Genomic DNA, 26,676 nt, shown 5'->3' on the forward strand with positions numbered 1-26,676 from the left:
GGGGAGACTCGAAGCGCTTCAGCGCAATTTGCCGCTATCTTGCAGCTGCTGAATCGCCTTGTCCAATTGCGGCAACAGTTGCCGGTATTGCGGATGCAGGCGCAGCATCACCGACACGCTGCCCACGGCGTCGCCCGCCGCGCAGGGCTGCGCCTCCGGCGCGCGGTTCAGCAGCAAGTCCAGCTGACGCTGGCTCAAGACGATGGCCTGCATGCTGCCCTGGCGCAGACCGCTGATCAGATCGCTTTCGCTGGCGGCCTCCACCCGCTTGAATTGCCCGCTGGCGAAACCGGCTTCCAGCACGGGGTAGCTGCGCCCCTGCAGCACACCCAGACTCAGGCCGCTGAGGCTGGCCGGCGCCGCGCCCTTGCGCCGCTTGCCGGGGGCGAAGCACAGCCGCAGCGTCTGCACGTCGATGGGCCGGGTGTAGAAGCCGGCCACCGGCGACAGCGCGCGCCAGGACGGATTGACGCCCACTTCCACGTCCACCTTGCCCACCTCGAACAATTGCTGCAGCCGCGACGACGGATAGTACTCCAGCTCGAAGCGGACGCCGCTGTGCCGGCCGATCAGCTCCAGCGCGGCGCGGTACTGGGTGGCCAGCGCGCCGTCCTGGGCGCTGTACAAAGGGCCGAAGCTGTCGTTGGCCACGCCGGCGCGCAAGCCGGGCGCGGCCGCGGCCGGCATCGCCAGCAGCAAGGCGATCAGCCGGACGCCGCGCTCAAGCAAGCCGGGCTTCCAGCGCATCGCAAATGGTTTTAAGAATTTTGATGCGGGCATAGTATTTATTATTGGCCTCCACCAGCGTCCACGGCACCTTGCTGGTGCTGGTGCGGTCCACCATATCGCTGACGGCCAGCTTGTAGGCGTCCCATTTGTCGCGGTTGCGCCAGTCTTCCTCGGTGATCTTGAAGCGCTTGAAGCCGGTTTCCTCGCGGCCCTTGAAACGCGCCATCTGTTCGTCCTTGCTGATGGCCAGCCAGAACTTGACGATGACGGCGCCGTTTTCGCTCAGCTGATGCTCGAAATCGTTGATTTCGTAATAGGCGCGCATCCAGTCCGCCTCCTTGGCGAAGCCCTCCACCCGCTCCACCAGCACCCGGCCGTACCAGGTGCGGTCGAAAATGGTGATGCCGCCCTTGCCCGGCATATGGCGCCAGAAGCGCCACAGCCAGGGTTTGGCCTTTTCTTCCTGGGTGGGCGCGGCGATGGGCACCACCCGGTAGCGCCGCGCGTCCAGCGCCTGGGTGATGCGGCGTATGCTGCCGCCCTTGCCGGCGGCGTCGTTGCCTTCGAAAGCCAGCACCAGCGAATGCTGGGCGAAGCGCGGGTGACGGGTCAGCCGGTGCAGCCGGCCTTGCAGTTTTTCCAGCTCGGCCTTGTATTCGCCCTTGTCCATGGGCTGGTCCAGTTGCAGGGTGTCCAGCAACAGCTTGTTGTCTATCGGCGCCAGCAGCGGCGGCGCGTCTATCAATTCGGCCTGCGACCCCTGCGCCTGCGCCAGCCGGTTGCGGATGGCGTTGAGCAGGGTGTTGCCCACGGTCAGGCTGCGGTAATTGGCGTCCTCGCCGTCCACCACCACCCAGGGCGCGGCGGCGGTATTGGTCAGCCGCAGGATGTGCTCGGCGGATTTGCGTATCTTGTCGTAGCGCTCGTAATGCTCCCAGTCGGTCTTGGTCACGCGCCAACTGCTGGCCGGATCTTTTTCCATCTGCTTGAGCCGCTTGTGCTGCTGCTCCCGGGTCAAGTGGAACCAGAACTTCAGCACCAGCGCGCCGTCCATGGTCAGCATGCGTTCGAAGCGCAGGATGTCGAATATCTGCTTGTCCAGCGCGTCGCGGTCGCTGCGGGCGAACACCCGGTCGAACAGGGCGTCGGAGTAATAGGAGCCGAAGAACATGCCGATGCGGCCCTTGGCCGGCAGCTGCATCCAGTAACGCCACATCCAGGGCCGGGCGCGGGCGTCGTCGTTGGCTTCGGCGAAGGCCACGGTGTCGATCAGGCGCGGGTCCAGCCATTCATTGATCAGATTCATGGTTTCGCCGCGGCCGGCGCCGTCGAAGCCGTGAATCAGGATCAGCACCGGAAAATCGGCTTTCTCCTTCAAATCGTATTGCAGGTCCAGCAAGGCCTCGCGCAATTTGGGCATGGCTTCCCGGAATGTCTTTTTATCGATGCTATGGCCGATTTCGGCGGATTCGAACATGATGCGTCCTTGTTATTGTCGGCCCGCGCCCGGCGCCACTCTCCCCTTCCGGCCGCGTTCCACTTCAGATAGTTCAGCTTAGTCCCATGACCGCGGCTTGCGCACTCCGCATTCCTACGCATGCCCGGCGAACCATTGGTCCAGCGCCTCCAGCAAGGCCGGCGCGGGCTGATCGCTCCAGATCCCGCAAGCGTCGGCGCCGACGCCGCGCAGATAGAGATAACGCACGCCGCCGAAGCGGGCGGCGAAGTCCACGCCGCGCGCGCTGAAATAGCGCCGCAGGGCCACGCAGTAAATCAGGTATTGCAGATAATAATGTTCTTGGGCGATGGATTCCGCCAGCCGCTCGGCGCGATAGTCTTCGCGCCGCCCGCCCAGGTGGTTGGATTTATAGTCCACCAGATAAATGCGCCCGTCGGACTCGAACACCAGGTCCATGAAACCCTTGAGAAAACCGCGCACGGTGGAAAAGTCCAGTTGCGCCGCCGCCGCGCGCAAGGGCGCAGCCAGGCCGTGTTCCGGCGCGGACAGGATGGCGGCCAGCTTAGCCACCTCCAGCCTGGGCGCCGGCAGCATGAACTCCATCTCCACCAGCCGCTTGCCGTCCGGCACCTCGGCCAGTCTCACCCCCGGATCCAGTTCCGCGTTCAGCGTGGCCGCCACCATCTCGCAGCCGGCGTCGGCCCACTCCGGCGCGAAGCCGTGCTTGGCCAAGGCCCGCTCCACCGCCTGCCGCAGGCCGGCGTCGTCCACGCCGAAGCTGATGGTTTCAAAAATCTCGTGCAGGCAGGTGCCGGCCTTGGCCCCGCGCGGAAAACCGAAACGATCCAGGGCCGGCGGCTCCGGCGCTTCCGCCGCCGCCGCGGGCTGCCCCGCGTCGTGGTCCGGGCTCTCCTGCCATTTGCCGGCCGCCTGCGCGTGGGTCAGCGAGGTGAAGCTGGCCACCCGCCACGGCGCGGCCAGCCGGCGCGTGAACGCTTGAGCCTGATAATCCCGCCCCGTTTCGCGCCGCGCGGCCAAGGCCGGCCGCGCGCCGTCCTCCTCCAGCACCGCGCAAGCGCCTGCCGCGGCGGCGTTGGCCGTCGCCGCGAACGCCTCCAGCTCGCGCCTGAGCACGGCGTCGTCCAGTTCCAGCGTTTCCAGCTCCGGCAAGGCGCGCGCGTCGCGGCCGTGCAGCAGCCAGCTCAGCGCCGCCGTCTCCATGCCGCGCACCCAGCCCCAGCACAGGTATTGGCGATATTGCGCCCGGGTCAGCGCCACGTAGAGCAGACGCAGTTTCTCCGCCAACAGTTCGCTGCGCGCCGCCAGTTTCACCTCGGCGTCGGCCGCGGCGTCCGGCGCCAGCCAGGATTGATCCTGAGCGTGGTAGCGCCAGAACGCGGCGTCGCGTCGCTCCAGCGCGCCTCCCCACAAAAAAGGGCAGAAGGCCACCGGGTATTGCAGGCCCTTGGCGGTGTGGATGGTGACGATTTTGACCAGGGCCGCGTCGCTCTCCAGCCGCAGCACCGCCTCCTCTCCGCCCGGCGGCTGCGCCACCCGCGTTTCCAGCCAGCCCAGCAGCGGCGCCATGCCCTGGCGCTGATCGCTCTCTTGCTGAAGCAGTTCGGCCAGATGAGACAGATTGGTCAGCCTGCGTTCGCCGTCCGGCATCGGCAGCAGGCGTTCGGCCACCCGTTCCCGTGCGAAGAAATGCCGCCAGGCGGCCATGAAGCCGCGCTCCCGCCATAGCAGGTGGTCGGCGGCGTTGGCCTGCAGCTGCGCTTCCCAGCGCGCCTCGTCCTCCACCCGGGCCAGCAACTCTCCGGCGTCGACCCCGGCCAGTTCGGTCACCAGCGCCGCGCGCAGCCGCGCCTCGCTGGCCGGCTCCGCCCAGGCGCGCAGCAAGGCCAGCATCTCGCCGGCCTCGCGGCTGGCGAACACGCTCTCCTGGGTCAGCGCCACGCTGGCCACGCCGCGTTCGGCCAAGGACTGACGCACCCGGTCTCCCTGACGATGGGTGGACACCAGCACGGCGATGTCGCCGCCGGCCAAGGGCCGGCGCGCCTCGCCGGCGACGATGGCGGCGCGATCGACCGCGGCCAGCGCCAGCAGACGCGCGATCTCGTCGGCGCAGGCCTCGGCGGCCCCTTCGGCGGCGGCTTCTCCGCTGGCGGCCTTGCCCTCGGTCTCCGGTCTCAGCCATTGAAAGCAGAACGGCGGCCTGTCGTCGTCGATGTCCAGCCGGCCGCCGGAGGCCGGTTGCGCCGCCACCGGCTGATAGGCGATGCCCTCGATCAGAAACGGCAGTTCCCGCGCGAACAGCGCGTTGACGGTGCTGACCAGCGGGGCCTCGGAGCGGCGGTTGGTGTCCAGCGTGTAATGATGTTGCGCGTCGTTACGCGCCGCCAGGTAGGCGAAGATGTCGGCGCCGCGGAAACTGTAGATCGCCTGCTTCGGATCCCCCACCAGGAAGACCGGCCGCCGCTGCGCGACGAAGCAATGTCGGAAGATGGAATACTGAATGGGGTCCGTGTCCTGGAATTCGTCGATCAAGGCCACCTGGAAGCTGCGCGCCACGTGGGCCGCCAGCAGCGGACCGCTGATCGGGTCGGCCAGCGCCGCGCCCAGATCGGTCAACAGGTCGTCGAAACTGCGGCTGCGCTCCCCCACGCGGCGCGCGCTCAATTGTTCATTGGTCCAGGCGATCAGTTCCAGCTTGAGTTGCGCCACCGACAGCGCCACCTCTTCCATATAAGCGTCCCAGGCGCCCAGCCAGGCCTCCGTCAAGGCGAACAAGGGGTGCTCCGGCGCGGCGTGGCCTTTCTTCATGCCCTTGGCCAGCGAGGCCGGCAGCAGCTTGTCCAGCTGGCGGCGGCTCTCCTTGTCCAGCACCGGGGTGGTCTCCGGTGTGGCCAGCAGGCCGTCCAGGGCGCCGATGGCGCGTTCGATAATGGCCGGGCTGTAGCTGCGCGCGTTGAAGCCGACGGCGGCGCGCAGCAGATCGGCGGCCTCCGCCGCGCCTTCCGGCCGCGCCGCCAGCGCCCGCCAGCCCCGCTCCACCGCGAGCAAGGCGCGCTCCAGGCCGGCCACGTGCGGCGCGCGCATGCGCAGATAGGGCTTGGACAGATAGGGCCGGATGTCCGCCAGCCAGCCGTCCGGCGTTTCGCCGTTGTCCACCAGCACTTGGGCGAGCAAGGGATCGTCCACCACCCGCCTCCGCCAGAAGTCGTCGACGATCTCGATCAAGCGCTCCTCGTCGTCGCTGACCAGTTCGGCTTCGAAGGTCTGGCTGCTTTCAAAGGCGGCGTCGGTCAGCACCCGCTGGCAGAAGCCGTGGATGGTGTAGATGGCGGCGGCGTCGAAGCCGGTGATCGCGGCCTTGAGCCGCTGCGAGGCCTGCTCCCGCGCCGCGCCGGGCGGAAAACGCGCCGCCAGCGCCGACAGAAAGGGATCGCCGCCGGCCTCGCCTTCTCCGGCCAGCGTCTGCGCCAGCTCGCTCAAGCGCCGGCGCAGCCGTTCGCGCAGCTCCGCGGTGGCGGCCTTGGTATAGGTCACCACCAGCACTTGATCGACGGTGGGCGGCGGCTGACCGTCGCGCTCTTCCAGCAATAGCCGGGCGAACAGGGCCGCAATGGTCCAGGTTTTGCCGGTGCCGGCCGAGGCTTCGATCAGGTTGATGCCGCTCAGCGGGCAGTTCAGCGCGTCCAGCGCTTGGGGAAGCAGGCTCATGATGGCGACACTTTAATGCGATTTGGCCATTTAAACGACCCGTCATCGGGGCCAGCATCGCTTGTCCGCATTCAGAAGCGCTCGTCCAGGATAGCGGGCAGGACGATTTCCCGCGCGAAGGAGGCGTCGGACAAATTCAGCAAGGCGCGCGTCAGGCTCACCACGTCGTGCAGCGGGATCAGCTGGCCGGCGCCGCGCTCGGCGGCGTGTTCGCGGGGCACGGACAAATCGTCCTCTGTATTGAGGTAGCCCAATTGCAGGCAGGTCACGGCCAGGCGCTGCGCGCGGTACTCCTCCCGCAGCGCGTCGGCCATGCCGCTCAAGGCGAACTTGCTGGCGGCGAAAGCCACTTCGGGACGGCCGCTGCGCGGCAGGCCCGAAGTCGACCCCGTCAGGATGAGCTGCGGCTTGGCCGCGCCCGACATCCGCGGCAGCAGATGTTTGAGCAGCAGAATCGTCGAAGCGATATTGACCTGGACCACTTCCATCAGCTCCAGATCCGAACAGCGGGAAAACGCATAGGAGGACTCAAACGCCTCCCGCTCCCAGATCCCCACATTGCACATCACCACGTCCAGCCGTTCCGGCAGCGCGCTCATCACTTGCTCCACGGCCAGCGCCGGCTTGGACAAATCGGCCTCTATCCAGTCCAGCGCAACGCCGGCCGGCGGCTTCAGGTCTTCCGGCCGGCTCCTGGAAACGCCTATCACGCGGTCGCCCTCCCGCCCCAATCCTTCCACAAAAGCCTTGCCAAGGCCCCGGCTCGCTCCAATGATCAGTATATTCACGGCGTCTCCAAAATGAATCTGCGCGGCGGTTCCGCGGCAGTGACAGACGAGAAGGATACCTGATTCGTCAAATTTGTCGGCCACGCCGGCAAAGGGGATAATCGCCGCCCGAACCCCGCATTCAAGGCCTGACACAATGAGCGACGCCGCAATCCGACTTTCAAAACGCATGGTGGAACTGGGCCTGTGCACGCGGCGCGAAGCCGACGCCTGCATCGAGCAGGGTCTGGTGAAAGTGGACGGCCAGGTCGTCACCGCGCTGGGCAGCCGGGTGGAGCCGCAGCAGCGCGTCGAACTCCTGGGCCGGCCCGACGCGCAGCGCGACGCGGCGGTCACCCTGCTGCTGCACAAGCCGGCCGGCGCCGAGCCGCTGTCCCTGCTGGGCCCGGACAGCCAGATGCCAGGCGACGTCAGCGGGCTGAGCTGGCTGCCGCGCCATCGCCAGCATCTGCAAGGTGTCGGCGCCGTCGCCGACCGCGCCCACGGCCTGGTGGCGCTGACCCAGGACCGCAAGCTGGCGCAGCGGCTGGCCGATTGCCAGCTGGAATTCCTGATCAATGTCGACGCCGCGCCCGCCGCCGCCGAACTGCAACAAAGACAGAGCGGCCTGCGCCCCGGCGGCAAGCAGCCGCGCGAACTCAAAGTCTCGCGCCAGAGCGACCGACAACTGCGCCTGGTGCTCGCGGCGCGCGACGCGCGCTGGCTGGACGATATCTGCGCCGGCCTGGGCGTCAGCCCGCTGGCGCTGCGCTGCATCCGCATTGGCCGGCTGGCGATAGGCCAGTTGGCGGCCGGGCAGTGGCGTTATGTGCCGGACTTCGAGCGTTTCTGAGAACCTAGCTTCATGCCCAGCGCCAGCGCCGCCGCCGCGTTGCGCGCGGCGCGGCTGACATTGTCCGCGGCCTCGGCCAAGGCCTGTTCCTGGCTGCACGGCCGGCTGACCGCGGCGAACACCGCGTCCAGCCCGTGCGCGTGGGTCAGTTCGCTGCCCGCGCCCAGACAACCGCCTATCGCCAGCACCGGCACCCCATGACGCCGAGCGACGCGGGCGACGCCTATCGGCGTCTTGCCTTGCACGCTCTGGCTATCGATGCGGCCTTCGCCAGTCACCGCCAGATCGGCGTCGGCCAACGCCGCGTCCAGGCCGACGGCCTCGGCGACGATGGCGCTGCCGGAACGCAGCCGGCCGCCCAGGCAGGCCAGCAGCGCGGCGCCCATGCCGCCGGCCGCGCCGGCCCCGGCCGCCTCGGCCGCGGCCACGCCCGACTCGCCCTCCATCAAGACCGCGAAATGCGCCAAAGCCGCATCCAGCGCCGCCACCATCGCCGGCGTCGCGCCCTTCTGCGGCCCGAACACCGCCGACGCGCCGCGCGGGCCGGTCAGGGGATTATCCACGTCACAGGCCACGTCGATGCGGCAGGCCGCCAGCCGCGGGTCCAGCCCGGACAGGTCCAGCCGCGCCAGGCTCGCCAAGGCCGCGCCGCCGGCCGGCAGCTCGCCTCCGTCCGCGTCCAGCAGCCTGGCGCCCAGCGCCTGCAACATGCCGGCGCCGCCGTCGTTGGTGGCGCTGCCGCCTATGCCCAGCACAAAGCGGCGCGCGCCGGCGTCCAGCGCGTCGCGGATCAGATCTCCGGTGCCGTGGCTGCCGGTCAGCAAGGGGTTGCGCCGTTCCGGCGGCAATAAGGCCAGGCCGCTGGCGGCGGCCATTTCTATCACCGCCACGCCGTCCGCGGTCAGCCCGTAGCGCGCGGACAAGGTCTCGCCCAGCGGGCCTCGCGCCGACGCCTCGCGCCACTGGCCGCCCAGGGCGTCCAGCATCGCCTGCACCGTGCCCTCGCCGCCGTCCGCCATCGGCAGCTTGTGGTAGCGGGCGGCGGGAAACACCTGGCGGAAGCCGTCCTCTATCGCCTGGGCCACCTGCAGCGCGCTCAGGCTTTCCTTGTAGGAGTCCGGGGCAATCACGATTTTCATGCGGTTTTCAATCACAAGAGACGACGATGGCAAGATATTAGCGATTGACCAGCCGCGGCGGAATCCGCAGCACCAGCAGCGCGCCGGCCAGCATCACGCCGGACAGAATGTACAGCGCCGGATCCGTGCTGTGAGTCAGGTCCTTGATCCAGCCCACCAGGAAGGGGCTGACGAAGCCGGCCACCTGGCCCAGCGAATTGATCAAGGCCAGCCCGCCGGCGGCGGCCGCGCTGCCGAGAAAGGCGGTGGGCAGCGGCCAGAACATGGACAGGCCGGCCAGCGCGCCCATGGTGGCCAGGCTCAGCCCCAGCATGGACAGCCAGACCGCGCCGCCGCTATTGGCCGCCATCAGCAAGCCCAGCACGCCCATCAGCAGCGGCAGCACCACGTGCCAGCGGCGTTCTCCGCGCCGGTCGCCGGAACGGCCGACCCAGACCATGAAGAAGCAGGCGGCCAGATAAGGCAGCGCGCTGAGCCAGCCGATGACGCCGGCGCTCTGGAACCCCAGGCCCTTGATGATGGACGGCAGCCAGAAGTTGATCGCGTACACCCCCATCTGGATGGCGAAATAGATCGCGCCCAACATCCACACATTGACGTTGCGCAGCACGCTGGCGAAGGACTGCTCCACCGGCCGCTGCGCCGAGCGCCGCGCCTCGTCGTCGATCAGCGCCTGCCGCATCGCCGCTTTCTCTTCCGCGCTCAGCCAGCGCGCCTCGGCGATGCCGTCGTTCAGATAGAAATACACGCCCAGACCCAGCAACACCGTGGGCAGGCCTTGCAGCAGGAACAGCCACTGCCAGCCGGCCAGACCGCCTTGTCCGGCGGCGAAATGCTGCAGCATCCAGCCGGACAGCGGCCCGCCCAGCACGCCGGACACCGGGATGGCCGACATGAACAGCGCCATCACCTGGCCGCGCTTGTCGGCCGGGAACCAGCGGGTGAAGTACAGCACGATGCCGGGAAAGAAGCCGGCCTCGGCCACGCCGGTGAAAAAGCGCAGCGTGTAGAAGGACTGCGGCGTGGACACGAACATCAGACAAGCGGACAGCGTGCCCCACACCAGCATCAGCAAGGCGATCCAGCGCCGCGCGCCCACCTTGTGCAGCATCAGATTGCTGGGCACGCCGCACAGCACATAGCCGATGAAGAAAATGCCGGCGCCCAGGCCGTAGACGGTTTCGCTCAAGCCCAGCGCGTCCAGCATCTCCAGCTTGGCGAAGCCGACGTTGACGCGGTCCAGATAGTTGAACAGATAACAAACGAAAATGAAGGGAATCAGCCGCCAAACGGCTTTCTTGTAAGCGCCGGCCAGAATGTCCTGCCGCGGCGCGCTCAGGGTATCGCTAGGGTTCACATCCATCTCCTCTGCGCGCGGGGGGCTCTCCCTCCGGCGCGTCTCCTTGGTTCTGATGAATATTGTTTTTGTATCGCGTCGCTCATTCTGGTCAGCGCCAACGGAAAATACTTCGTGCAGACGTCTGGTTTATGCGCGGGAATTGCCGGAATATATTATGCAAACGCACAAACCCTGGACGCGCCATGCCCATTCTGACCGCCGAACTCGCGCAGGACATCGTCAGCCGCACCATGCGCATCATTCCGTTCAACGTGAACGTGATGGACGCCCAAGGCGCGATTCTGGGCAGCGGCGACGCCGGCCGGCTGGGGCAGTTGCACGACGGCGCGCTGCTGGCGCTGGCGCAGCGACGCACGGTGGAAATAGACGAGGCCACCGCCGGCAAGCTGCACGGCTCCCGTCCCGGCATCAACCTGCCCCTGCACGTGAACGGCCGCATCGCGGGCGTGGTCGGCCTGACCGGCCAGCCGGAGCAGGTTCGCCAGTTCGGCGAACTGGTGCGGCTGACCGCCGAGATGATTCTGGAGCAAGCGCAGTTGCAGCGGGCGCTGCAACACGACGCGCGCCAACGCGAAGCCTTTGTGCTGGAATGGATACGCGGCGAGCCCGGCGCGGCGCTGGACGCCTGGGCGCAGCGCCTGGGGCTGCGCTTGGAACAGCATCATGTGGCGCTGAGCCTGCAACTGGATGAAGAGGGCTTGGCCGCCGATCAGGCCCAGGCGGCGCTGCAACAGCTGCAATCGGCGCTGGCGGCGCGCTGGCCGCGCTTGCTGAGCGCGGCCACCGGCCCTTACGAGCTGGTGCTGGTGGAGGCTTGCGAGGAGGAAGGCGAAGCCGAACGCGAAGCGCTGCTGCAACGCCGGCTGCGCGCGCTGGCCGCCTGGCTGGAAGAAACGGCGGCGCCCGGCTTCCGCTTGGGCATGGGCATTGCGCTGCCGGGGCGGGACGGCGCGGCCCAATCCTGTCTCAGCGCCCGCGCCGCCGCGCGCATCGGCCGGCAACGGCAGCCCAAGCGGCGGGCGCACAGCTATTACGAACTGGCGCTGCCGGTGCTGCTGTCCGGCCTGGATCACGGCTGGCAGGCCCAGCAATTGCGGCAGCCGCTGCAAAGGCTGGAGCAGGCCGGCAAAAGCGGGCTGCGCCGCACCGCCGAGGCCTGGTTCGCCCACCAGTCCCACCCCGGCGCCACCGCGCGGGCGCTGCACATCCACCGCAACACGCTGGACTACCGGCTGGGCCGCATCGCCGACATCACCGGACTGGACCTGCAGCGCCACGAGGACCGTTTCCGGCTCTACGTCGCGCTGCTGCTGGGGTGACACTCGCTCGTCGATGGCCTCGGCCTCGGGCTACCGGCCGATGCGCTTGAGCCGCGCCGGCTTGGCCCCCTGCTGCGCCAGCGCGACTTCCAGCAAGGTCTCCAGATGCTTATACGCAGTCCATGACTGCTGCAACGAAACAAGACCAAGACGGCGTATGGACACTTTTTGAGAGGCAGGCTCCAAGCCTGTCTCTAGTATTGCCCCCTGTCGCGATGCCCGAGATCGCCCTCACCGCACAGGACCGCCATATGCCTTCCATTCCCTTTTTCTCAAGTCGCCCCTCCCAGCAGCCCAGCCCGATTGAAGCGCAACTGCTCGCCAACGCAAAAACCCCGGCAGAACGCCGTGAAACGGAAAATCTGTTTGCTCAGGTGAAACAAATACGCAATGCACCCGATTCGTCGGCATCCACGCTTTCGCCCCCCGCCTTTCCCCTCACCTTGAAAAACGTTCTGCTGAGCGGCCTGTATGTCCAGGCCGGGGTCCAGCCGCTTCTCAACCGCGAATCGCCGTTGCTTCCGGCGTCTTCCGCGCCATCCGCCCTCCCCTCGGCGCTGCTCCAGATCCACAGCCAGCCCTATTCCCGCTCCGCGCCTCCACAGCCGGAAACGCCCCTGCTCCGCCAAGCGCGCCACGTCGTTCCCAAACCCAAGACCACGACCACGACCGCTGCGCCTGACGACGTCAAGATCGTTAAGATGTTTGATTTTTCCTGCATGAACGAAGGCGAGAATCTGTCCTTCGCCCAAGTGCTGCGCCAAATCGGCAAAACCTTGCGCAACCCCATCACCGCACTGGCCACGGAAAGCAAGCATGTCGACAGCTGGAGACAGGGCCGCGGCTGCGCCACGTCCGAGGAGATCTCGGCCATCACCGACATCACCGAGAAAGTCGACGCCATCACCTCGCAAGTCCTGACGCTGCTGCCAGGCAGCCAGCCCTTGGCCATCGCGCAATACATCGTCGGCCCTCTGCTGGAGCATGCAGCCAATGATCTGGAAGGCAAACCCACCTCGCGGGAAGAAGAACTCAACCTGTTGCAGCAAGTGACCCAACAAGCCCGCTTCAGCATTGATGGGATGAGCCATGCCGAGCGGCAGCGCTTGCAAACCGCGCCCCAGCCTGGCGGCAAGGCTTCAGGAATAGACCTGCCGGCATTCCATCTCAAAAACGGTCGTAACCACATCAAACTCAAAGCCAACGGCAAACACCATGACGTCGCCTTGTTGGAGAAGGATGGCCGCAGTTTTGCGCAAATCCCGGCCAAGCAGCAGGGAAAGTTCGCTAACCGCGAAGTCTATTTCAACCATCTCGCACAGGAATGGCGCTTGCTGGGCGATGGCAAATTCCGGCATTTCAGCAAGCAGGAACAATTGGCCGCCCATAAACTGGCGCTGGGTCCGCATCACTTGCATCGCTCCAGCAGCGCGAACACGCCTCATGTCTACAGCGTTCACAATTCCTTCACAGCGCAACCGGCACGGCTTGAAGCCATCGAGCTGTTTGGCCGCCTGGTGCCTTACCGTCATGAACTCGCCACCGGCAAGGAATACATCTACGATGCCCGCCGGCCTGACGCCGCGCCCCTGGAAGTGGAAAATCGTCTGGGCGAATGGCATCTCAAGCACGAGCTCACGCGACAGGCCGCACCCGAACTGCGCGCGGCCATCGCCAAGCACGACATCGCGCCGCTGGCCCTGGACGAGCGCCAGCTTTCCACGCCCAATCACTTCGGCATCCAGCGCACCGGCGATGGCCAATACGTCCTGGCCATCGACCAGCAGTACTACCCCGTTCAACGGCACGGCAAGCAAGTGCAGCTTGGGGACGCCCGCAATCTGCAGATCGAGCTGAGCGCCCACGGCAAGCGCGTCGAGGTGGGATTGGCCAAACCAGCCAGCCGGGACAATCCCGCATTCAAACTGGTTGACATGCCTATCATCGGCAAGCCGCTGAAAATCCGCGCCGCGCGCAAGGCCATAGGCAAGGCGCTGCCAATCGCGCAAACCAAAATCGCCAATGCGATCCAGGCCTTGAACCGCTCCGACCTTCGCCCCCAGGTCCAGTTGGCGGAAGAGGCCTATTTCGGCAAAACCTTCCATCAGGACCCGAAACGCTTGGCGCAGCTGGGCAAATATCTGGACCAGATCCAGGGCGATCTGGCGCGCATCGACACCGCCAACTTCAATTTCGACAGCCGGGTCGGCTCTCCCACCACGGTGGCGGAACTCTCCAGGGAGCAATACCAGATGCTGGGCCGCAAGCCCAAATCAAAAATCATCAATGTTGGCCGCGATGGCTTCTACGCCTATTACGAACGGATGGGCAAAAACCCGAGCGCGGTCGCCGATGTGCTGATCCATGAGCTGTCGCATGGCGGCCCCAACACACTGGACTTCGCTTATGTCGGTACGCAAAAGCAGGCCCGCGTCGGCGATGTCGATGTATTTGAACTGATCAACCTCGCCAATAAGCATATCGAGAAGGATAGCCGCTACGGCGGCGCCGACCTGCCGCAGATCGATAACATCAATATTGCGTTCAAAGGGCTCAAGAACGCCGACTCCATCGCCCAGTTCGTCTCCTTCCTGGGCAAGGCGGACAGCGACCCTGCTGGTTTCGAGCGCGACTACCAAACGCTGAAGGCCGCCGCCGACCGCTCTGACCATTTTCAGCAACGCCTGCCGGAAGGCGTGCCGGTGAGCCGCAACCGCCGCTCCATTGATGCCCCAGTCCCGTCACTGCCGCCGTTGCTGTTGCTAGTGGAACGACAAAGCGGCCGTTATCACTTGTATCGTCCGCTCGCAGGCTGATTCACCTGGCCCGCCGCCGGGCAGGGTCCGATCTCCCTGCCCGGCCCGCCGATGCGCTAAACTATTCGGTTTAGACTTCTTGCGTAATCCCTCATGGGCCAGCCCACTGCCACTCCCCCCCTCTCCCGCCGGCTGGCCTGGATCGCCGCCGCCGGCTGCCTTGGCTACTATCTGCTGCTGGCGCTGCGTCCGGCCTGGCTGGAAGCCAAACTCGTCGGCTGGCCGGCGTCCGTCCTGCTGGCGCTGGCCATGTTCCTGCTGTTCTTCCTGCTGGCCGCCGGCTACGCGCTGGCCGCCGGCCGCGCCGACGACTCGGAGCGCGCATGAACCACGCGTCCGCCTTTTTCCTATTGTTCGTGCTGCTGACCCTGGCCATCACCGCCGCCGCCGCGCGGCGCACCGCCTCGGCCGGCGATTTCTACACCGCCGGCGGCCGCATCCGCGGCTGGCAGAACGGGCTGGCGCTGGCCGGCGACTACCTGTCCGCGGCGGCCTTCCTCGGCGCCGCCGGCCTGTATCTGTCCCAGGGCTACGACTCCCTGGCCTACGCCGTCGGCACCCTGGCCGGCTGGCCGCTCTTGCTGCTGCTGTTGGCGGAAAAGCTGCGCGGCAGCGGCTGCTACACCGCCGCCGCGGTGCTGGGCCGGCGCTTCGACCACGACGCGGTGCGGCTGGCCGCCAGCGTCAACTCGCTGACGGTGACGCTGTTCTACCTGATCGTGCAGATGGTGGGCGCCGGCAAACTGATCGAGCTGCTGTTCGGCCTGCCCTATCTGGCCGCGGTGAGCCTGGTGGGCGCGCTGATGGTGCTCTACGTGGCGCTGGGCGGGATGTTGGCCACCACCTGGGTGCAGATGGTCAAGGCGGTGCTGATGTTCGGCTGCGCGCTGTTGCTGGCCGGCGGCGTGCTGGCGCGCTTCGGCGGCGATCCTGCGCGGCTGTTCGCCGCCGTGGAGGCCTTGCGCGGGCCGCAGGCCTTCCTGCCCAGTCCGGCGCTGAGCGATCCGCTGGAAGTGCTGTCGCTGGGCCTGGGCCTTTGCCTGGGCCTGCTGGGCCTGCCCCATGTGCTGATGCGCTTCTTCACCGTGCCTGACCGCCGCGCCGCGCGCCAGTCCGCCTGCTTCGCCACCGGCCTGATCGCGCTGTTCTTCGCCGTCAACATCGTCATCGGCTACGGCGCGCTGGCCTTGGTGGGGCCGGAACCCGGCTTCCACGACGCCGCCGGCAAACTGCTGGGCGGCGGCAATATGGCCGCCATCCACCTGGCCACCTTGCTGGGCGGGCCGGCCTGGCAGGGCCTGGTGGCGGCGGTGGCCTTCGCCACCATCCTGGCGGTGGTGTCCGGCCTGGCCATGGCCGGCGCCAGCGCCATCAGCCACGATCTCTACGCGGTCTGGTGGCGGCGCGGCCGCGTCGACGCCCACGCCGAATTGCGGGTGTCGCGCTGGGCCACCGTCGGCCTGGGCCTGCTGGCCCTGCTGCTGTCCACGCTGTTCCAGCAGCAAAACATCGCCTTCCTGATGGGCCTGGCCTTCGCCATCGCCGCCTCGGCCAATTTTCCGGTGCTGCTGCTGGCCCTGCACTGGCCCGGCCTCAGCGCGCGCGGCGCGCTGTGGGGCAGCCTGGGCGGGCTAGCCGCGGCGGCGGCGCTGATCGTGACCGGCCCGGCGGTATGGGTGGGCGCGCTGGGCCACGCCAAGCCGCTGTTTCCCTACGCCAACCCGGCGCTGTTCTCTGTGCCGCTGGCCTTTGCGCTGGCTTGGCTGGGTTCGCGCCGCGGCGCAACGGCGGTATCATCGGCTAGCGATACTTCTCACCGACCCTGACACTCATGACCACACTGACTCTTTACGGCAACCGACTGTCCGGCCACAGCTACAAGGTGCGCCTGGCGCTGATGCTGGCCGATGTTTCCCATGATTACGTCCATGTGGACCTGGAGCTGCCGCGCGAACAGCGGCCGGAGGATTTCCGCGCCGCCAGCCGTTTCGGCGAAGTGCCGGTGCTGGTGGCCGACGGCACCGCGCTGTGCCAGTCCAACGCCATCCTGCAATGGCTGGCCAATAATTTCGGCCAGCTCAGCGGCGAGCACGGCAGCCGCGAGACCGTGCGCGAATGGCTGAGTTGGGAAGCCAACCGCGTCGGCCTGTCGGTGCCCAATCTGCGCTGGTCGCGGATGAACCGGCTGCCTCAGCCGGAGGTGGAAGCCTGGCTGGAACAACGCGCGCGCGCCGATCTGGACGCCCTGGACGCCGCCCTGGCCGAACAGCCCTATCTGGCCGGCCAGCGGCTGAGCATCGCCGATCTGTCCGCCAGCGCCTATCTGTGGTGGCTGGCCGACGCCGGCCTGGACATCGCCGCTTGGCCTCAAGTCCGGGCCTGGCTGGAACGCATCGCCCAGCAGCCGGGCTGGCAGCACCCCGATGTGCTGATGGCGCCGGACATTCCCGACTAAGCCCCCACGGAGCCCCGCCATGTCGTCCCGTCCCGATTGCATCCGACACTGGAGCGAGCTGATCGAAGCCCGCTCGCAAAGCTATCCCGACAGCCGGGAGCCGCTGGCGCGCGGCGCGGCGCTGGGCAAGCATTACGGCTTCGCCCGCCTCGGCATCCATCACGAACTGCTGGAGCCGGGCCAACGCACCAGCTGGCCGCACGCGGAAAAAACCGAGGACGAATTCGTCCACGTGCTGGAGGGCGAGCCCGACGTCTGGCTGGACGGCGCGCTGTACCGGCTGCGGCCCGGCGACTCGGTCGGCTTCAAGGCCGGCACCGGCCTCGCCCACACCTTCATCAACAATAGCGATAAGCCGGTGCGCCTGCTCTGCGTCGGCGATGTCAACCGCGACGACAATCAGGTGCACTACCCGCTGCACCCGGCGCGCAACGCCGCCATCGGCCCGCAGCACTGGAGCGACGCGCCCGAGCGCCCGCAGGGCGATCACGACGGCCTGCCCGATCTGCTGCGCGCGGCCGGAGGCCCTTTCTGACATGCACGATTTTCTCCAAGCCGCCGCGTCCCTGATCGGCCCCGCCCATCTGCTGACCGAAGCCGCCGACACCGCGCCCTACACGCTGGACTGGCGCCGCCGCTACCAGGGCCGGCCGCTGGCGGTGGCCTTGCCCGGCAGCACCGCCGAGGCGGCCGAGCTGGTCAAGCTCTGCCACCGCCATCAGGTGGCCATCGTGCCGCAGGGCGGCAACACCTCCACCTGCGGCGCGGCCACGCCGGACGCCAGCGGCCGCCAACTGGTGGTGGCGATGCGGCGGCTGCGCGCCGTGCGCAAGCTGGACGCGGACAACAACGCCGTCACCGTGGAGGCCGGCGCCACGCTGCGCGAGGTGCAGCTGGCGGCGGAACAGGCCGGACGGCTGTTTCCGCTGTCGCTGGCCTCGGAAGGCAGCTGTCAGATCGGCGGCAATCTGTCCACCAACGCCGGCGGCGTCGCGGTGCTGCGCTACGGCACCATGCGCGAACTGACGCTGGGCCTGGAAGTGGTGCTGCCGGACGGCCGGGTGCTGGACGCGCTGGCCGGCCTGCGCAAGGACACCACCGGCCTGGACCTCAAGCAATGGTTCATCGGCGCCGAGGGACAGCTGGGCCTGATCACCGCCGCCACGCTGAAGCTGTTTCCGCTGCCCAGCGCCCGCGCCACCGCGCTGATCGGCGTGAACGACATCGAAACCGCCATCGTCTGGCTCAACGGCCTGCGCCAACGCTTCGACGACCGCCTCACCGCCTTCGAGGTGATCGAGGCCGACTGCCAACAGGCAATCGAACGCCACCGCCCCGGCCAATTGCCGTTCACCGCGCCGTGGCTGCTCTTGATCGAGCTGTCCGACGGCGGCGACGACGCCGCGCTGAACGAGGCGCTGCTGGACTGGCTGGCCGGGCAAACCCCGCGCGACGGCGTGGTGGCGCAAAGCGAGGCCGAGCGCCGCAAGCTGTGGCTGCTGCGCGAGGAGATTTCGGAAATCCAGAAACAGGACGGCCCCAGCATCAAGCACGACATCGCCGTGCCCACCTCGGCGCTGCCGCAATTGGTGCGCGACTGCGGCGCCGCGCTGCGCCGCGCTTATCCCGGCGTGCGCATCGTCGCCTTCGGCCACGCCGGCGACGGCAATCTGCACTACAACATCAGCTACACCCGGCCCGGCAACGTCGATCTGTTCGACGACGAGGCGGCGGTCAACGCCATCGTCTACGACCACGTCTACCGCCTGGGCGGCACGCTGGCGGCCGAACACGGCATAGGCCAGCTCAAGCCCCAGTGGCTGGAGCGCTACAAGGACCCGCTGGCGCTGGAGCTGATGCGCGCGCTCAAGGCCGCGCTGGACCCGGAGCGGCTGATGAATCCGGGCAAGTGGCTGTGATGGATTGCCCCGCCCCGCTCAACCCTTAAGGTCCGGATCGCCCGGCAAGGCGCTCGCCAAGCGCGCCAGCGGCGCCGTCCAGTCCCCGGCCTCGCTTTGGCGGAACAGACGATGGCGCGGATACCAGGGCGTGGTTTCGCTCTCCAGCCCCCAGCGCCAGTCGGCGTGCCGCGCCGACAGCAGCAAGGCGCAAGGCAATCCCAAAGCGCCGGCCAGATGGCCGAAGGCGGTGTCCACCGTCACCAGTCCGTCCAGCTCCGCCAGCAAGGCGGCGCTGGCGGCGAAATCCGCCAACTCATCGCCCAGGGCCGGCACGCCGCGCGCGCGCAGCCAATCGCGCTCGGCCTGATTCAGCTCCGGCTGCAAGGCCAGCCACTGAACACCGGGCAAGGCCAGCAGGGGAAGCAGCATCTCCAAATCCGGCAAGGAGCGGCAATGGTCGAACTCGTGCTCCGGCCGGCCGCGCCACACCAGGCCCAGCTTGCGGCCGCCGGCCGGCAAGCGCGCGCGCCAGGCGGCGCGGCCGGCGTCGTCGGCGCGCAGATAGGCCGGCGCTGGCGCGGGCTCCGGCTGCAAGAGGCCGGGCAAACTCATGGAAAACACATGGCAATCGTGTGCCGGCCACGGACCGGCCAGATCGCTTATCGGCAGCCACTCCACCGGCCAGCCCTGCGCTTGCAGCAAGGGCAGCAGGACAGGCCGGCAGGCGATGATCACGCGCGCCGGCCCGCGCCCCAGCAGCAGCGGCAGGTAACGCGCCGTCTGCAAGGCGTCGCCGTAACCCTGCTCGAACCACAGCAGCAGACGGCGGCCGGCCAAGGCCTCGCCGCGCCAGCGCGGTGAGCTCAAGGCCGGCGACGGCGCGGTTTCCAGCCGCGCCTCGTGCAAGGGCCAGCCCTCGCCCCAACGCCCCTGGGTCAGCAGCAAATAGCCCAGATTGCGACGCAGCCCGGCGTGCAGCGGCTGAGCGTCCAGCCCCGCGCGCAGCGTAGTTTCGGCCTCTTCCCAGCCGCCTTGCTGCGCCAGAGCCAGCGCCAATTGCTGATGAGCGTCCGCGTCCGACGGCTCCAGCGCCAAGGCGCGGCGCGCCAGCGGCTCCGCCTCCTCGCTGCGCCCCTGCCGCCACAAACACAGGGCCAGATTGCCCAGCACCTGCGCCTGTTCCGGCGCGCGCTCCGCCGCCGCGCGCAAGCAGGCCTCGGCCTCGGCCCAACGCCGCTGCGCCTGCAACAACAAGCCCAGATTGCTCAGCGCGCCCGCATGGCTCGCCTCCAGCGCCAGCGCCCGACGCAACAGCGTTTCCGCCTCGGCCCGCTCCCCGCGCTCCGCCAGTCTTTGTCCCAGCAGATTGAGCGCGTCCACGTCGTCCGGCGCGCAGGCCAGCGCCCGGCGCAAGCAGTCCTCAGCCTCCTCCGGCCGCAGCCGATACAATAAACGGCCCAGATTGAAGCAATGAACGGCGGACTGCGGCCGCAGCCGCAGGGCCAGCCGATACTGGGCTTCGGCTTCGTCCAGCCGTCCCGCCTCCTCCAGCAAGACGCCCAGATTGCCTTGGCAGGCCGCGTGCTCCGGATGCTGCGCCAGTTCCGCGCGGTAATGCGCCTCCGCCTGCGCCAACTGGCCTTGCGCCATCAGGCAGCGGCCCAGATTGTAATGGGCGTCCGGCGTCCGCGGATCGCATTGCAGCGCCTGACGCCAGCACTGCTCGGCCATGGCCAGTTGCTCCAGCCGCGCCGCGCATACGCCCAGCAGGTTCCACAATTCGGCGTTGTCGGCCTGGGCCTGCAAGCCGCTTTGCGCGGCCAGCAAAGCGCCGTTCAGATCGCCGGCGGCCAATAAGGCGCCGGCGCGCAAGGCGTGGGAAGTCGGTTCGGTCATAAGTTTTCAGCGCCCGGAACGCAAGCGCCCCGGCTCCGTTCCGATTAAGCGCTTTTTGAAATCAGCGGAATATCGTCTCCCGCATAGTAACCAGCATCTCTCCTTGATGAAAACGCCCTTTGCCGTGCCCCGCCTGAATTTCTTCCACGCGCGGCGGCCTTTTCACTGGGGGGGCGGCAAGAACGCTGCCTGCCGGCTGGATGCTGGGGCCGGCTGAGCCGCCGCCTATGAAAACGGCCGGGGAGCAAGCTCCCCGGCCGTGTGTTCTTGCTCTCGCCGTTTTACAAACGGAATTTGTCGAACTCGGCGTTCATCTTGCCGGCATTGAGCGACAAGCCGGTCAGCGTGCTGCTGACGTTCTGCAAGGAGTCGTCGTTTTCCAGCACATGGCCGTTGATCGCCTCCGAGCTTTGCGCGATCAAGGTGGTCGCCTTGTGCTGCTCGCTGGTGGAATCCGAAATCTCGTTCATCTTGGCCACCACGTCCAACATGGACGCGCGGATTTCCTCGATCTTGGCCACGGCTTCGCGGGTCAGCTCCACGCCCTCGTCCACCGCGGCCACGGTCTGGTTGACGTCGTTGACCGCGCGGCCGGTTTCGTCGCGGATGGCGCTGACCATATTGGAGATTTCCAGCGTGGCCTGGGCGGTGCGCTCGGCCAGCTTGCGCACCTCGTCCGCCACCACCGCGAAACCGCGGCCCTGTTCGCCGGCGCGCGCGGCCTCGATCGCCGCGTTCAAGGCCAGCAGATTGGTCTGGTCGGCGATGTCGCGGATCACATTGGTGATGCCGGAAATTTCCTGAGAGCGCTTGTCCAGCGAGGACAACATGGTTTCCAGGCCGCGCACCGACTGCACCGTGCCCTCCATGCCGCTGGACAGCCTTTGCATATTGCTGGCGCTGGCCTCCAGGCTGGCGCCGGTCAGGCTGGTCAGCTCGTCGGCCTGGCGCGCGCTGTCGGCGATGTGGGAGATGGACACCGTGATCTGCTCCAGCGTGGCCGCGTTGGACGAGGACACGTCGGAAATATGGCGCGAGCTGTCCGCCACGCCGGCCACCAGCTGGCTGGCGTCCTGCACCCCGTTGACCACGCCGGCGGCGTCCTGCTTCAGGCCGCGGAACAGCTGGGCCAATTGGGCGACGAAGGTGTTGAAGGCGCGCGCGGTGGCGGCGATTTCATCCTGGCCGTCGTCCTTCAGCCGCAAGGTCAAGTCGCCCTCGCCGTGGGAAATGTCCTCCATCGCGTTCTTCAGCCGCACCAGGCCGGCCAGCATGCGGCCTATCACCAGGCTCGCCAGCGGGATCATCAGCACGAACACCAGCGCGGTCAGGCCGGCGATGGTGTACAGCAGCGTGGTCAACGGCGCCAGCACGGTGGCGCGGTCCGCCGCCAAGGCCATCACCCAGTTGGTGCCGGGGATTTCCTGCGCCGACAACAGCATGGCCTGGCCGCCGATCTGCACTTCCGACGCCTGGTCGTGGCTGACGATGTCCGCCAGCCGTTCCGGCGTCAGTTCCGGCGCCACGCTGGTGATGGGCTTCAGCGCCAGATCGGTTTGCGGATGGGCGATCACCGTGCCCTTCTTGTCCATGATGAAGGCGTAGCCGTTGCCGCGCACTTTCAGGCCCAGCACCGATTTCACCAGCGTGTCCACCATCACGTCGCCGCCCACCACGCCGGCGAAAGCGCCGTTGTGGTTGAAGGGCGCGGAAATGGTCACCGTCAGTTTCTTGGTGGCTTCGTCCAGATAGGGGTCGGTCACCACCGCCTGGCCGCTGTCCTTGGCGCGCTTGTACCAGTCGCGGTCGGCCACCTTGTAGTCGGCCGGCGCCGTCCAATCATCGGAAAACAGCGAGCGGCCGTCGGCGTAGCCGGCGTAGTTGACGTTGAAACCGCCGGCCTTGGCGCCGGTCTTGAGGAATCGGAGGGCGTCGGGCTCGGACGCCATCGTACTCTGCGCGACAATCTGCTGTTTCTTCTCGCCCAGCCAGGTGGTCACCACCGCGCTTTGTCCCATCAGGCTGGCCTCGAACTCCTGGTCCAGGCCCTGCAATATTTCCGTGCGCATCTGCACGAAGACGATGACCACCAGCACCAAACCAAACAGCGCCATCAATAGCGCGTTCAGGGCGATCAGCCGGCTACGGAGCGATTTCATAACAGTCCTTTTTCTCGCGTGATTGACAACCATGGTTTTGATGCCCCGCCTTGCCGCGCGACACTCCCCTTACCGTTGGCAGCCAATTGTTATTGTTGGTTTATCTTCGGCCAGTTTAACGGATGTAACCCGTTTTAAATATCAAATATGGGTACAGTTGTGACAGATTATGATTTTGTTTGATCAAACACAGGAGCAAGGGAAGACGCGCGCCGGACGGCGGGCAAAAAAAAACCCCCTGCGGTTTGACAACGGCAGGGGCCAACACGAGGAAGAAACGTCGTCCGGCGGACCGGCCGACATTTCGAGGGGCTAACACCTCAAAACCATACGGTTTTCAGTGCAGCCGCCACTGTAGCGTAATTACTCTATTCAGTCCAGTCCATTCCGCGACCGACGTCAGGAACGCCAGCGAAAATCGCGGAACTGCTCGCGCAGCCGCACCTTCTGCAATTTGCCGGTGGCGGTGTGCGGCAGCTCCTCGACGAAGGCCACATCGTCCGGCGTCCACCATTTGGCGATCTTGCCTTCGTAAAAGCCCAGCAGCTCTTCCGCCGTGGCGCTGACGCCGGGCTTGAGCACCACCACCATCAGCGGCCGCTCGTCCCACTTGGGATGCGGAATGCCGATGGCCGCCGCCTCCGCCACCGCCGGGTGGCCCACCAGGATGTTTTCCAGCTCGATGGAGCTGATCCACTCGCCGCCGGACTTGATCACGTCCTTGGTGCGGTCGGTGATGCGCATGAAGCCGTCGGCGTCTATGGTCACCACGTCGCCGGTGTTGAACCAGCCGTCGGCGCTGTGGCTGGCATCCAGTTCGCGGCGGAAGTATTGCGACAACACCCACAGGCCGCGCACCTGCAAGTTGCCGAAGGCCACGCCGTCGTGCGGCAGCGGCTTGCCGGCGTCGTCCACGATGCGGAGTTCGACGCCGTAGATCGGCCGCCCCTGCTTGGACAGCAGCGCGTGCAGCCGGGACGGCTCCAGGCCCTCGTGCTTGAGCTTGGGCGTGCCGGTGGTACCGCAGGGCGACAGCTCGGTCATGCCCCAGAGCTGGCGCATTTCCACGCCGTGCTCGGCCAGTTGTTCGATCATGCTTTCCGGTACCGCCGATCCGCCGGCGATCACCCGCTTCAGGGAATGCAGCTTCAGATGGTTCTTCTGGCAATGCTGCAACAGCATCATCCACACCGTCGGCACCCCGGCGGTGACGGTCACCTGCTCGCTCTCGATCAGCTCGTACAGATTGACGCCGTCCAGCTTGGGTCCGGGCAGCACCAGCTTACTGCCGTTCATGGTGCAACTGTAGGGCAGACCCCAGGCGTTGACGTGGAACATGGGCACCACCGGCATCACGCAGGCGCGGGCCGAGATGTCGAAACTGTCCGGCAAGGCGCTGCCGTAGGCGTGCAGCACGGTGGAGCGATGCGAGAACAGCACGCCCTTGGGGTTGCCGGTGGTGCCGGAGGTGTAGCACAGGCTGGACGCGGCGTTTTCGTCCAGCAACGGCCACTGGTACTGGTCGCTGTGGCTGTTGACCAGGTCTTCGTAGCACAAGAGATTGGACAGCGGCGTCTGCGCCGGCATATGCGCCTTGTCCGTCATCAGCACGAAGGCTTCCACCGTGTCCAGTTGCGGCGCGATCTGCTCCACCAGCGGCAGGAAGCTCAGGTCGAACATCAGCACCCGGTCTTCCGCGTGCTGGACGATCCAGGCGATCTGTTCGGCGAACAGCCGCGGGTTCACCGTGTGGCACACCGCGCCGTAGCCGGACACGGCGAAGTAGGTCTCGTAATGGCGGTAGCCGTTCCAGGCCAGGGTGCCGACGCAGTCGCCCTGGCGCACGCCCAGCGCCGCCAGCGCATTGGCCAGTTGGCGCGCGCGCCGCGCCGCCTCGCGGTAGGTGTAGCGATGGATGGGCCCCTCCACGGTGCGCGACACGATGGGCGTGTCGCCATGGTAGGTTTCGGCGTGGCGCAGCAAGTCGGAAATCAGCAAAGGCCGGTCCATCATCTGTCCGCGAAGCATGGTAGTCCCCTCCATTGGCATGGTTATGGACATTCACCATACGGCGGCTAGAGTGGACGCTCCAATCAATTTTTCTGATGGCGCGGCCAAGCCGGATTTATACCCCCGTCATGACCCGGTAATTGAAGAACAAAGACCGCTACAATCCGCATCCAGCCCATTGGCGCCGGGCCGCCGTGCTGTAGCAATGCAACAGGCCTGGCTTCAACTCTTCACCGGCTTCTTCGCCAGCATTCGCTGCAAAGTGCGCCTGTGCATGTTCAAGGCGCGGGCGGTGGCGGAGATGTTGCCGTCGTTTTCGCTGAGCACCCGTTGCAGATGCTCCCAGGTCACCCGCCGCAGCGACATCGGCTGCGGCGTCAGCGGCAGCTCGGGATTGGCCTGCTGCTGTTCGAAAGCGGCCAGGATTTCGTCCACCGTCGCCGGCTTGGCCAGATACTGCACCGCGCCCAGCTTGGTGGCCTCCACTGCGGTGGCGATGCTGGCGTAGCCGGTCAGAATCAAAATGGCGCTGCGCGGGCAGGCGGCGAGCAAGGCCGGCAGCAGACGCAGCCCGCTGTCGCCGTCCAGGTTCAAATCCAGCACGATGCGCGCCGGCGCGTCGCCGGCCAATTCCAAGGCCTGCGCGGCGGTTTGGGCCGCCGCCACTTCAAAACCGCGCCGGCTCAGGGAGCGCGCCAGAATGGCGACGAAGGCCTCGTCATCGTCCACCAAGAGAAAATCCAGCATCAGGCTCCTTCCTTATCGTCCGCCAGCAAGGGCAGGCGCACCTGCGCGTGCACGCCGCCCTCCGGCCGGTTCAGCAAACGCAGCGAACCGCCCAGCCGCGCCAGCGTCGCATGGCTCAGCATCACGCCCAGGCCCATGCCCACCGGCTTGTCGGACGGCAGCGGGGTCAGGCCGGCGCGCTCCAGCTGCTGCTCGGTCAAACAGCCCTGATGATTGACGATGTCCAGCAGCAAGGCCCCCTGCTCCAGCCGCGCCGCCACCGTCAGTTCGCCGCCGCCGGCTTCGGCCGCGTTGTTGATCAGATTGAAAAACGCCGGCCAGAACGCCGGGTCCAGCGTCGCCAGCGGGTCCGGCCCGCGCGGCGTCTGCCAGTCCAGCCTCACGTCCGGCCGCAGCGAGCGCCAGCCGGCCAGGCGCTCGGCCAAGGCCGCGAACAGCGCGGTCTCCCCCGGCGCGGACTCCGAACCCAGCTTCAAGCGCGCCAGCGCGCTGCCGCAGTTGGCCAGCTGCGCCTTCATCAGCAGCAAGTCTTCCATCAGCTCTGCGTCCCGCTGCCGCGTGGCCAGCAACTCGTCCACCAGCAGCGTCATGGTGTTCAAGGGCGTGGACAACGAGTGGGCGGCGCCGGCCGCCTGCATGCCCACCGCCAGCAATTGCTCGTCGCGCAGCTGAGTTTCCCGCGCCGTCGCCAGCGCCGCCTCGCGCAGGGCCAGCTGCCGCGCCAGCCAGGACACGAAGCCGGCGATCAACAGCGCCGACAGCGCGAAGCTCAACCACATCCCGGTCAGATGCATGGAGAAAATGTGCAGCGCGTTGCCGTGGTCCACCGGCCAGCTCAGATGCCACTCGAACAGCAGGCCGTAGGCGGCGACGCTGGCCAGCGCCAGCGCCCAGGCGAACAGGCCCGGCGACAACAGCGCGGCGAACAGCACCGGCGGCAAAAACAGCGAAGCCAGCGGATTGGCCGCGCCGCCGGTGAAGGCCAGCAACTCGGTCAGCACCAGCACATCGGCGGACAAGCCCAAACGCAAGGCCAGCAAGGGGTCGCCGCCGCGGCGCAACCACCACGGCAGGCAGACGTTGACCGCGGCCAGCGTCAGCAGCGCCTGGGACAGCAAAGGCCAGGGCAGGTAAACGTGCTGCCACCAGCAGACCAAGGCCACGGTGGAGCCCAGCAGCAGCATCAGCCAGCGCAGCCAGCCTATCAGCCGCGCCGAGCGCGCGATGTCAGCGGTCAGGCCCAGGCGGGGGGAGGAAACGGGGAATCCGGCAATCATGGCCGACACTTTATCACCATGCGCCGAACAGGGGCGCTGCGACACTTTGCCGCATTGGGCCGC

At 67.2% G+C, this 26,676-nt stretch carries 19 protein-coding genes; 8 read left to right on the forward strand and 11 right to left on the reverse strand.

The window, feature by feature from the left end:
* Positions 1–18: 18 nt before the first annotated feature.
* The 4 genes from JC616_RS20215 to JC616_RS20230 form a co-directional block, all read right to left on the reverse strand.
* Positions 19–747 carry a substrate-binding periplasmic protein gene (locus JC616_RS20215; RefSeq protein WP_227105038.1) on the reverse strand — a complete coding sequence of 243 codons (729 nt, stop codon included), beginning with the start codon at positions 745–747 and terminating at the stop codon, positions 19–21.
* A complete protein-coding gene (gene pap, locus JC616_RS20220; RefSeq protein ID WP_227105040.1) occupies positions 722–2,206 on the reverse strand; it encodes a polyphosphate:AMP phosphotransferase in 1,485 nt (494 codons plus the stop codon). Before pap ends, JC616_RS20215 begins: the two co-directional genes overlap by 26 nt.
* A 114-nt stretch (positions 2,207–2,320) precedes the next feature.
* On the reverse strand, positions 2,321–5,914 hold the full coding sequence (recB, locus tag JC616_RS20225; RefSeq protein ID WP_227105042.1) for an exodeoxyribonuclease V subunit beta: 3,594 nt from the start codon (positions 5,912–5,914) through the stop codon (positions 2,321–2,323).
* A 71-nt stretch (positions 5,915–5,985) separates the two neighbouring features.
* Positions 5,986–6,702, reverse strand: a complete 717-nt coding sequence (locus JC616_RS20230; protein WP_227105045.1) for an SDR family NAD(P)-dependent oxidoreductase — start codon at positions 6,700–6,702, stop codon at positions 5,986–5,988.
* A gap of 136 nt (positions 6,703–6,838) precedes the next feature.
* Between JC616_RS20230 and JC616_RS20235 the strand changes: the two genes are divergently transcribed.
* Positions 6,839–7,534: a S4 domain-containing protein gene (locus JC616_RS20235; RefSeq protein WP_227105047.1), complete on the forward strand. Its 696-nt coding sequence runs from the start codon at positions 6,839–6,841 to the stop codon at positions 7,532–7,534.
* Here JC616_RS20235 and JC616_RS20240 read toward each other — a convergent pair.
* On the reverse strand, positions 7,507–8,673 hold the full coding sequence (locus JC616_RS20240; protein ID WP_227105048.1) for a glycerate kinase: 1,167 nt from the start codon (positions 8,671–8,673) through the stop codon (positions 7,507–7,509). The two genes, JC616_RS20235 and JC616_RS20240, sit on opposite strands and share 28 nt — an antisense overlap.
* A 37-nt stretch (positions 8,674–8,710) precedes the next feature.
* The gene (locus JC616_RS20245; protein WP_227105050.1) at positions 8,711–10,030 is read right to left on the reverse strand and encodes an MFS transporter; all 1,320 of its coding nucleotides are present in this window, start codon (positions 10,028–10,030) and stop codon (positions 8,711–8,713) included.
* A 185-nt stretch (positions 10,031–10,215) separates the two neighbouring features.
* Here JC616_RS20245 and JC616_RS20250 point away from each other — a divergent pair, with 185 nt between their 5' ends.
* The 7 genes from JC616_RS20250 (at position 10,216) to JC616_RS20280 (ending at position 18,542) form a co-directional block, all read left to right on the forward strand.
* Positions 10,216–11,352, forward strand: a complete 1,137-nt coding sequence (locus JC616_RS20250) for a sugar diacid recognition domain-containing protein (protein WP_107800650.1) — start codon at positions 10,216–10,218, stop codon at positions 11,350–11,352.
* 251 nt (positions 11,353–11,603) lie between these two features.
* Positions 11,604–14,168 carry a hypothetical protein gene (locus tag JC616_RS20255; RefSeq protein ID WP_227105052.1) on the forward strand — a complete coding sequence of 855 codons (2,565 nt, stop codon included), beginning with the start codon at positions 11,604–11,606 and terminating at the stop codon, positions 14,166–14,168.
* A gap of 93 nt (positions 14,169–14,261) precedes the next feature.
* Positions 14,262–14,495 (forward strand): DUF485 domain-containing protein, encoded by a 234-nt coding sequence (locus JC616_RS20260; RefSeq protein ID WP_227105054.1) that lies wholly within the window; start codon positions 14,262–14,264, stop codon positions 14,493–14,495.
* Positions 14,492–15,994: a sodium:solute symporter family transporter gene (locus JC616_RS20265; protein ID WP_227105056.1), complete on the forward strand. Its 1,503-nt coding sequence runs from the start codon at positions 14,492–14,494 to the stop codon at positions 15,992–15,994. The genes JC616_RS20260 and JC616_RS20265 overlap by 4 nt, the downstream gene beginning before the upstream one ends.
* Before the next feature lie 5 nt (positions 15,995–15,999).
* Positions 16,000–16,623, forward strand: a complete 624-nt coding sequence (locus tag JC616_RS20270; protein ID WP_227105058.1) for a glutathione S-transferase family protein — start codon at positions 16,000–16,002, stop codon at positions 16,621–16,623.
* Positions 16,624–16,642: 19 nt separating this feature from the next.
* On the forward strand, positions 16,643–17,158 hold the full coding sequence (locus tag JC616_RS20275) for a cupin domain-containing protein (RefSeq protein ID WP_227105060.1): 516 nt from the start codon (positions 16,643–16,645) through the stop codon (positions 17,156–17,158).
* 1 nt (position 17,159) lies between these two features.
* Positions 17,160–18,542, forward strand: a complete 1,383-nt coding sequence (locus tag JC616_RS20280) for an FAD-binding oxidoreductase (RefSeq protein ID WP_227105062.1) — start codon at positions 17,160–17,162, stop codon at positions 18,540–18,542.
* Between the two features lie 18 nt (positions 18,543–18,560).
* Here the strand turns inward: JC616_RS20280 and JC616_RS20285 are convergent, their stop codons facing one another.
* From JC616_RS20285 to JC616_RS20305, 5 genes are all read right to left on the reverse strand, one after another.
* On the reverse strand, positions 18,561–20,420 hold the full coding sequence (locus tag JC616_RS20285) for a tetratricopeptide repeat protein (RefSeq protein ID WP_227105064.1): 1,860 nt from the start codon (positions 20,418–20,420) through the stop codon (positions 18,561–18,563).
* Between the two features lie 281 nt (positions 20,421–20,701).
* On the reverse strand, positions 20,702–22,579 hold the full coding sequence (locus JC616_RS20290; protein WP_227105066.1) for a methyl-accepting chemotaxis protein: 1,878 nt from the start codon (positions 22,577–22,579) through the stop codon (positions 20,702–20,704).
* 399 nt (positions 22,580–22,978) lie between these two features.
* On the reverse strand, positions 22,979–24,607 hold the full coding sequence (locus JC616_RS20295) for a 3-(methylthio)propionyl-CoA ligase (protein WP_264372987.1): 1,629 nt from the start codon (positions 24,605–24,607) through the stop codon (positions 22,979–22,981).
* A 204-nt stretch (positions 24,608–24,811) separates the two neighbouring features.
* Positions 24,812–25,336 (reverse strand): response regulator transcription factor, encoded by a 525-nt coding sequence (locus tag JC616_RS20300; RefSeq protein WP_107800663.1) that lies wholly within the window; start codon positions 25,334–25,336, stop codon positions 24,812–24,814.
* Positions 25,336–26,613, reverse strand: a complete 1,278-nt coding sequence (locus JC616_RS20305; protein ID WP_227105070.1) for an ATP-binding protein — start codon at positions 26,611–26,613, stop codon at positions 25,336–25,338. Before JC616_RS20305 ends, JC616_RS20300 begins: the two co-directional genes overlap by 1 nt.
* Positions 26,614–26,676 lie beyond the last annotated feature (63 nt).

Source organism: Chromobacterium rhizoryzae, assembly GCF_020544465.1.
Classification (GTDB): domain Bacteria; phylum Pseudomonadota; class Gammaproteobacteria; order Burkholderiales; family Chromobacteriaceae; genus Chromobacterium.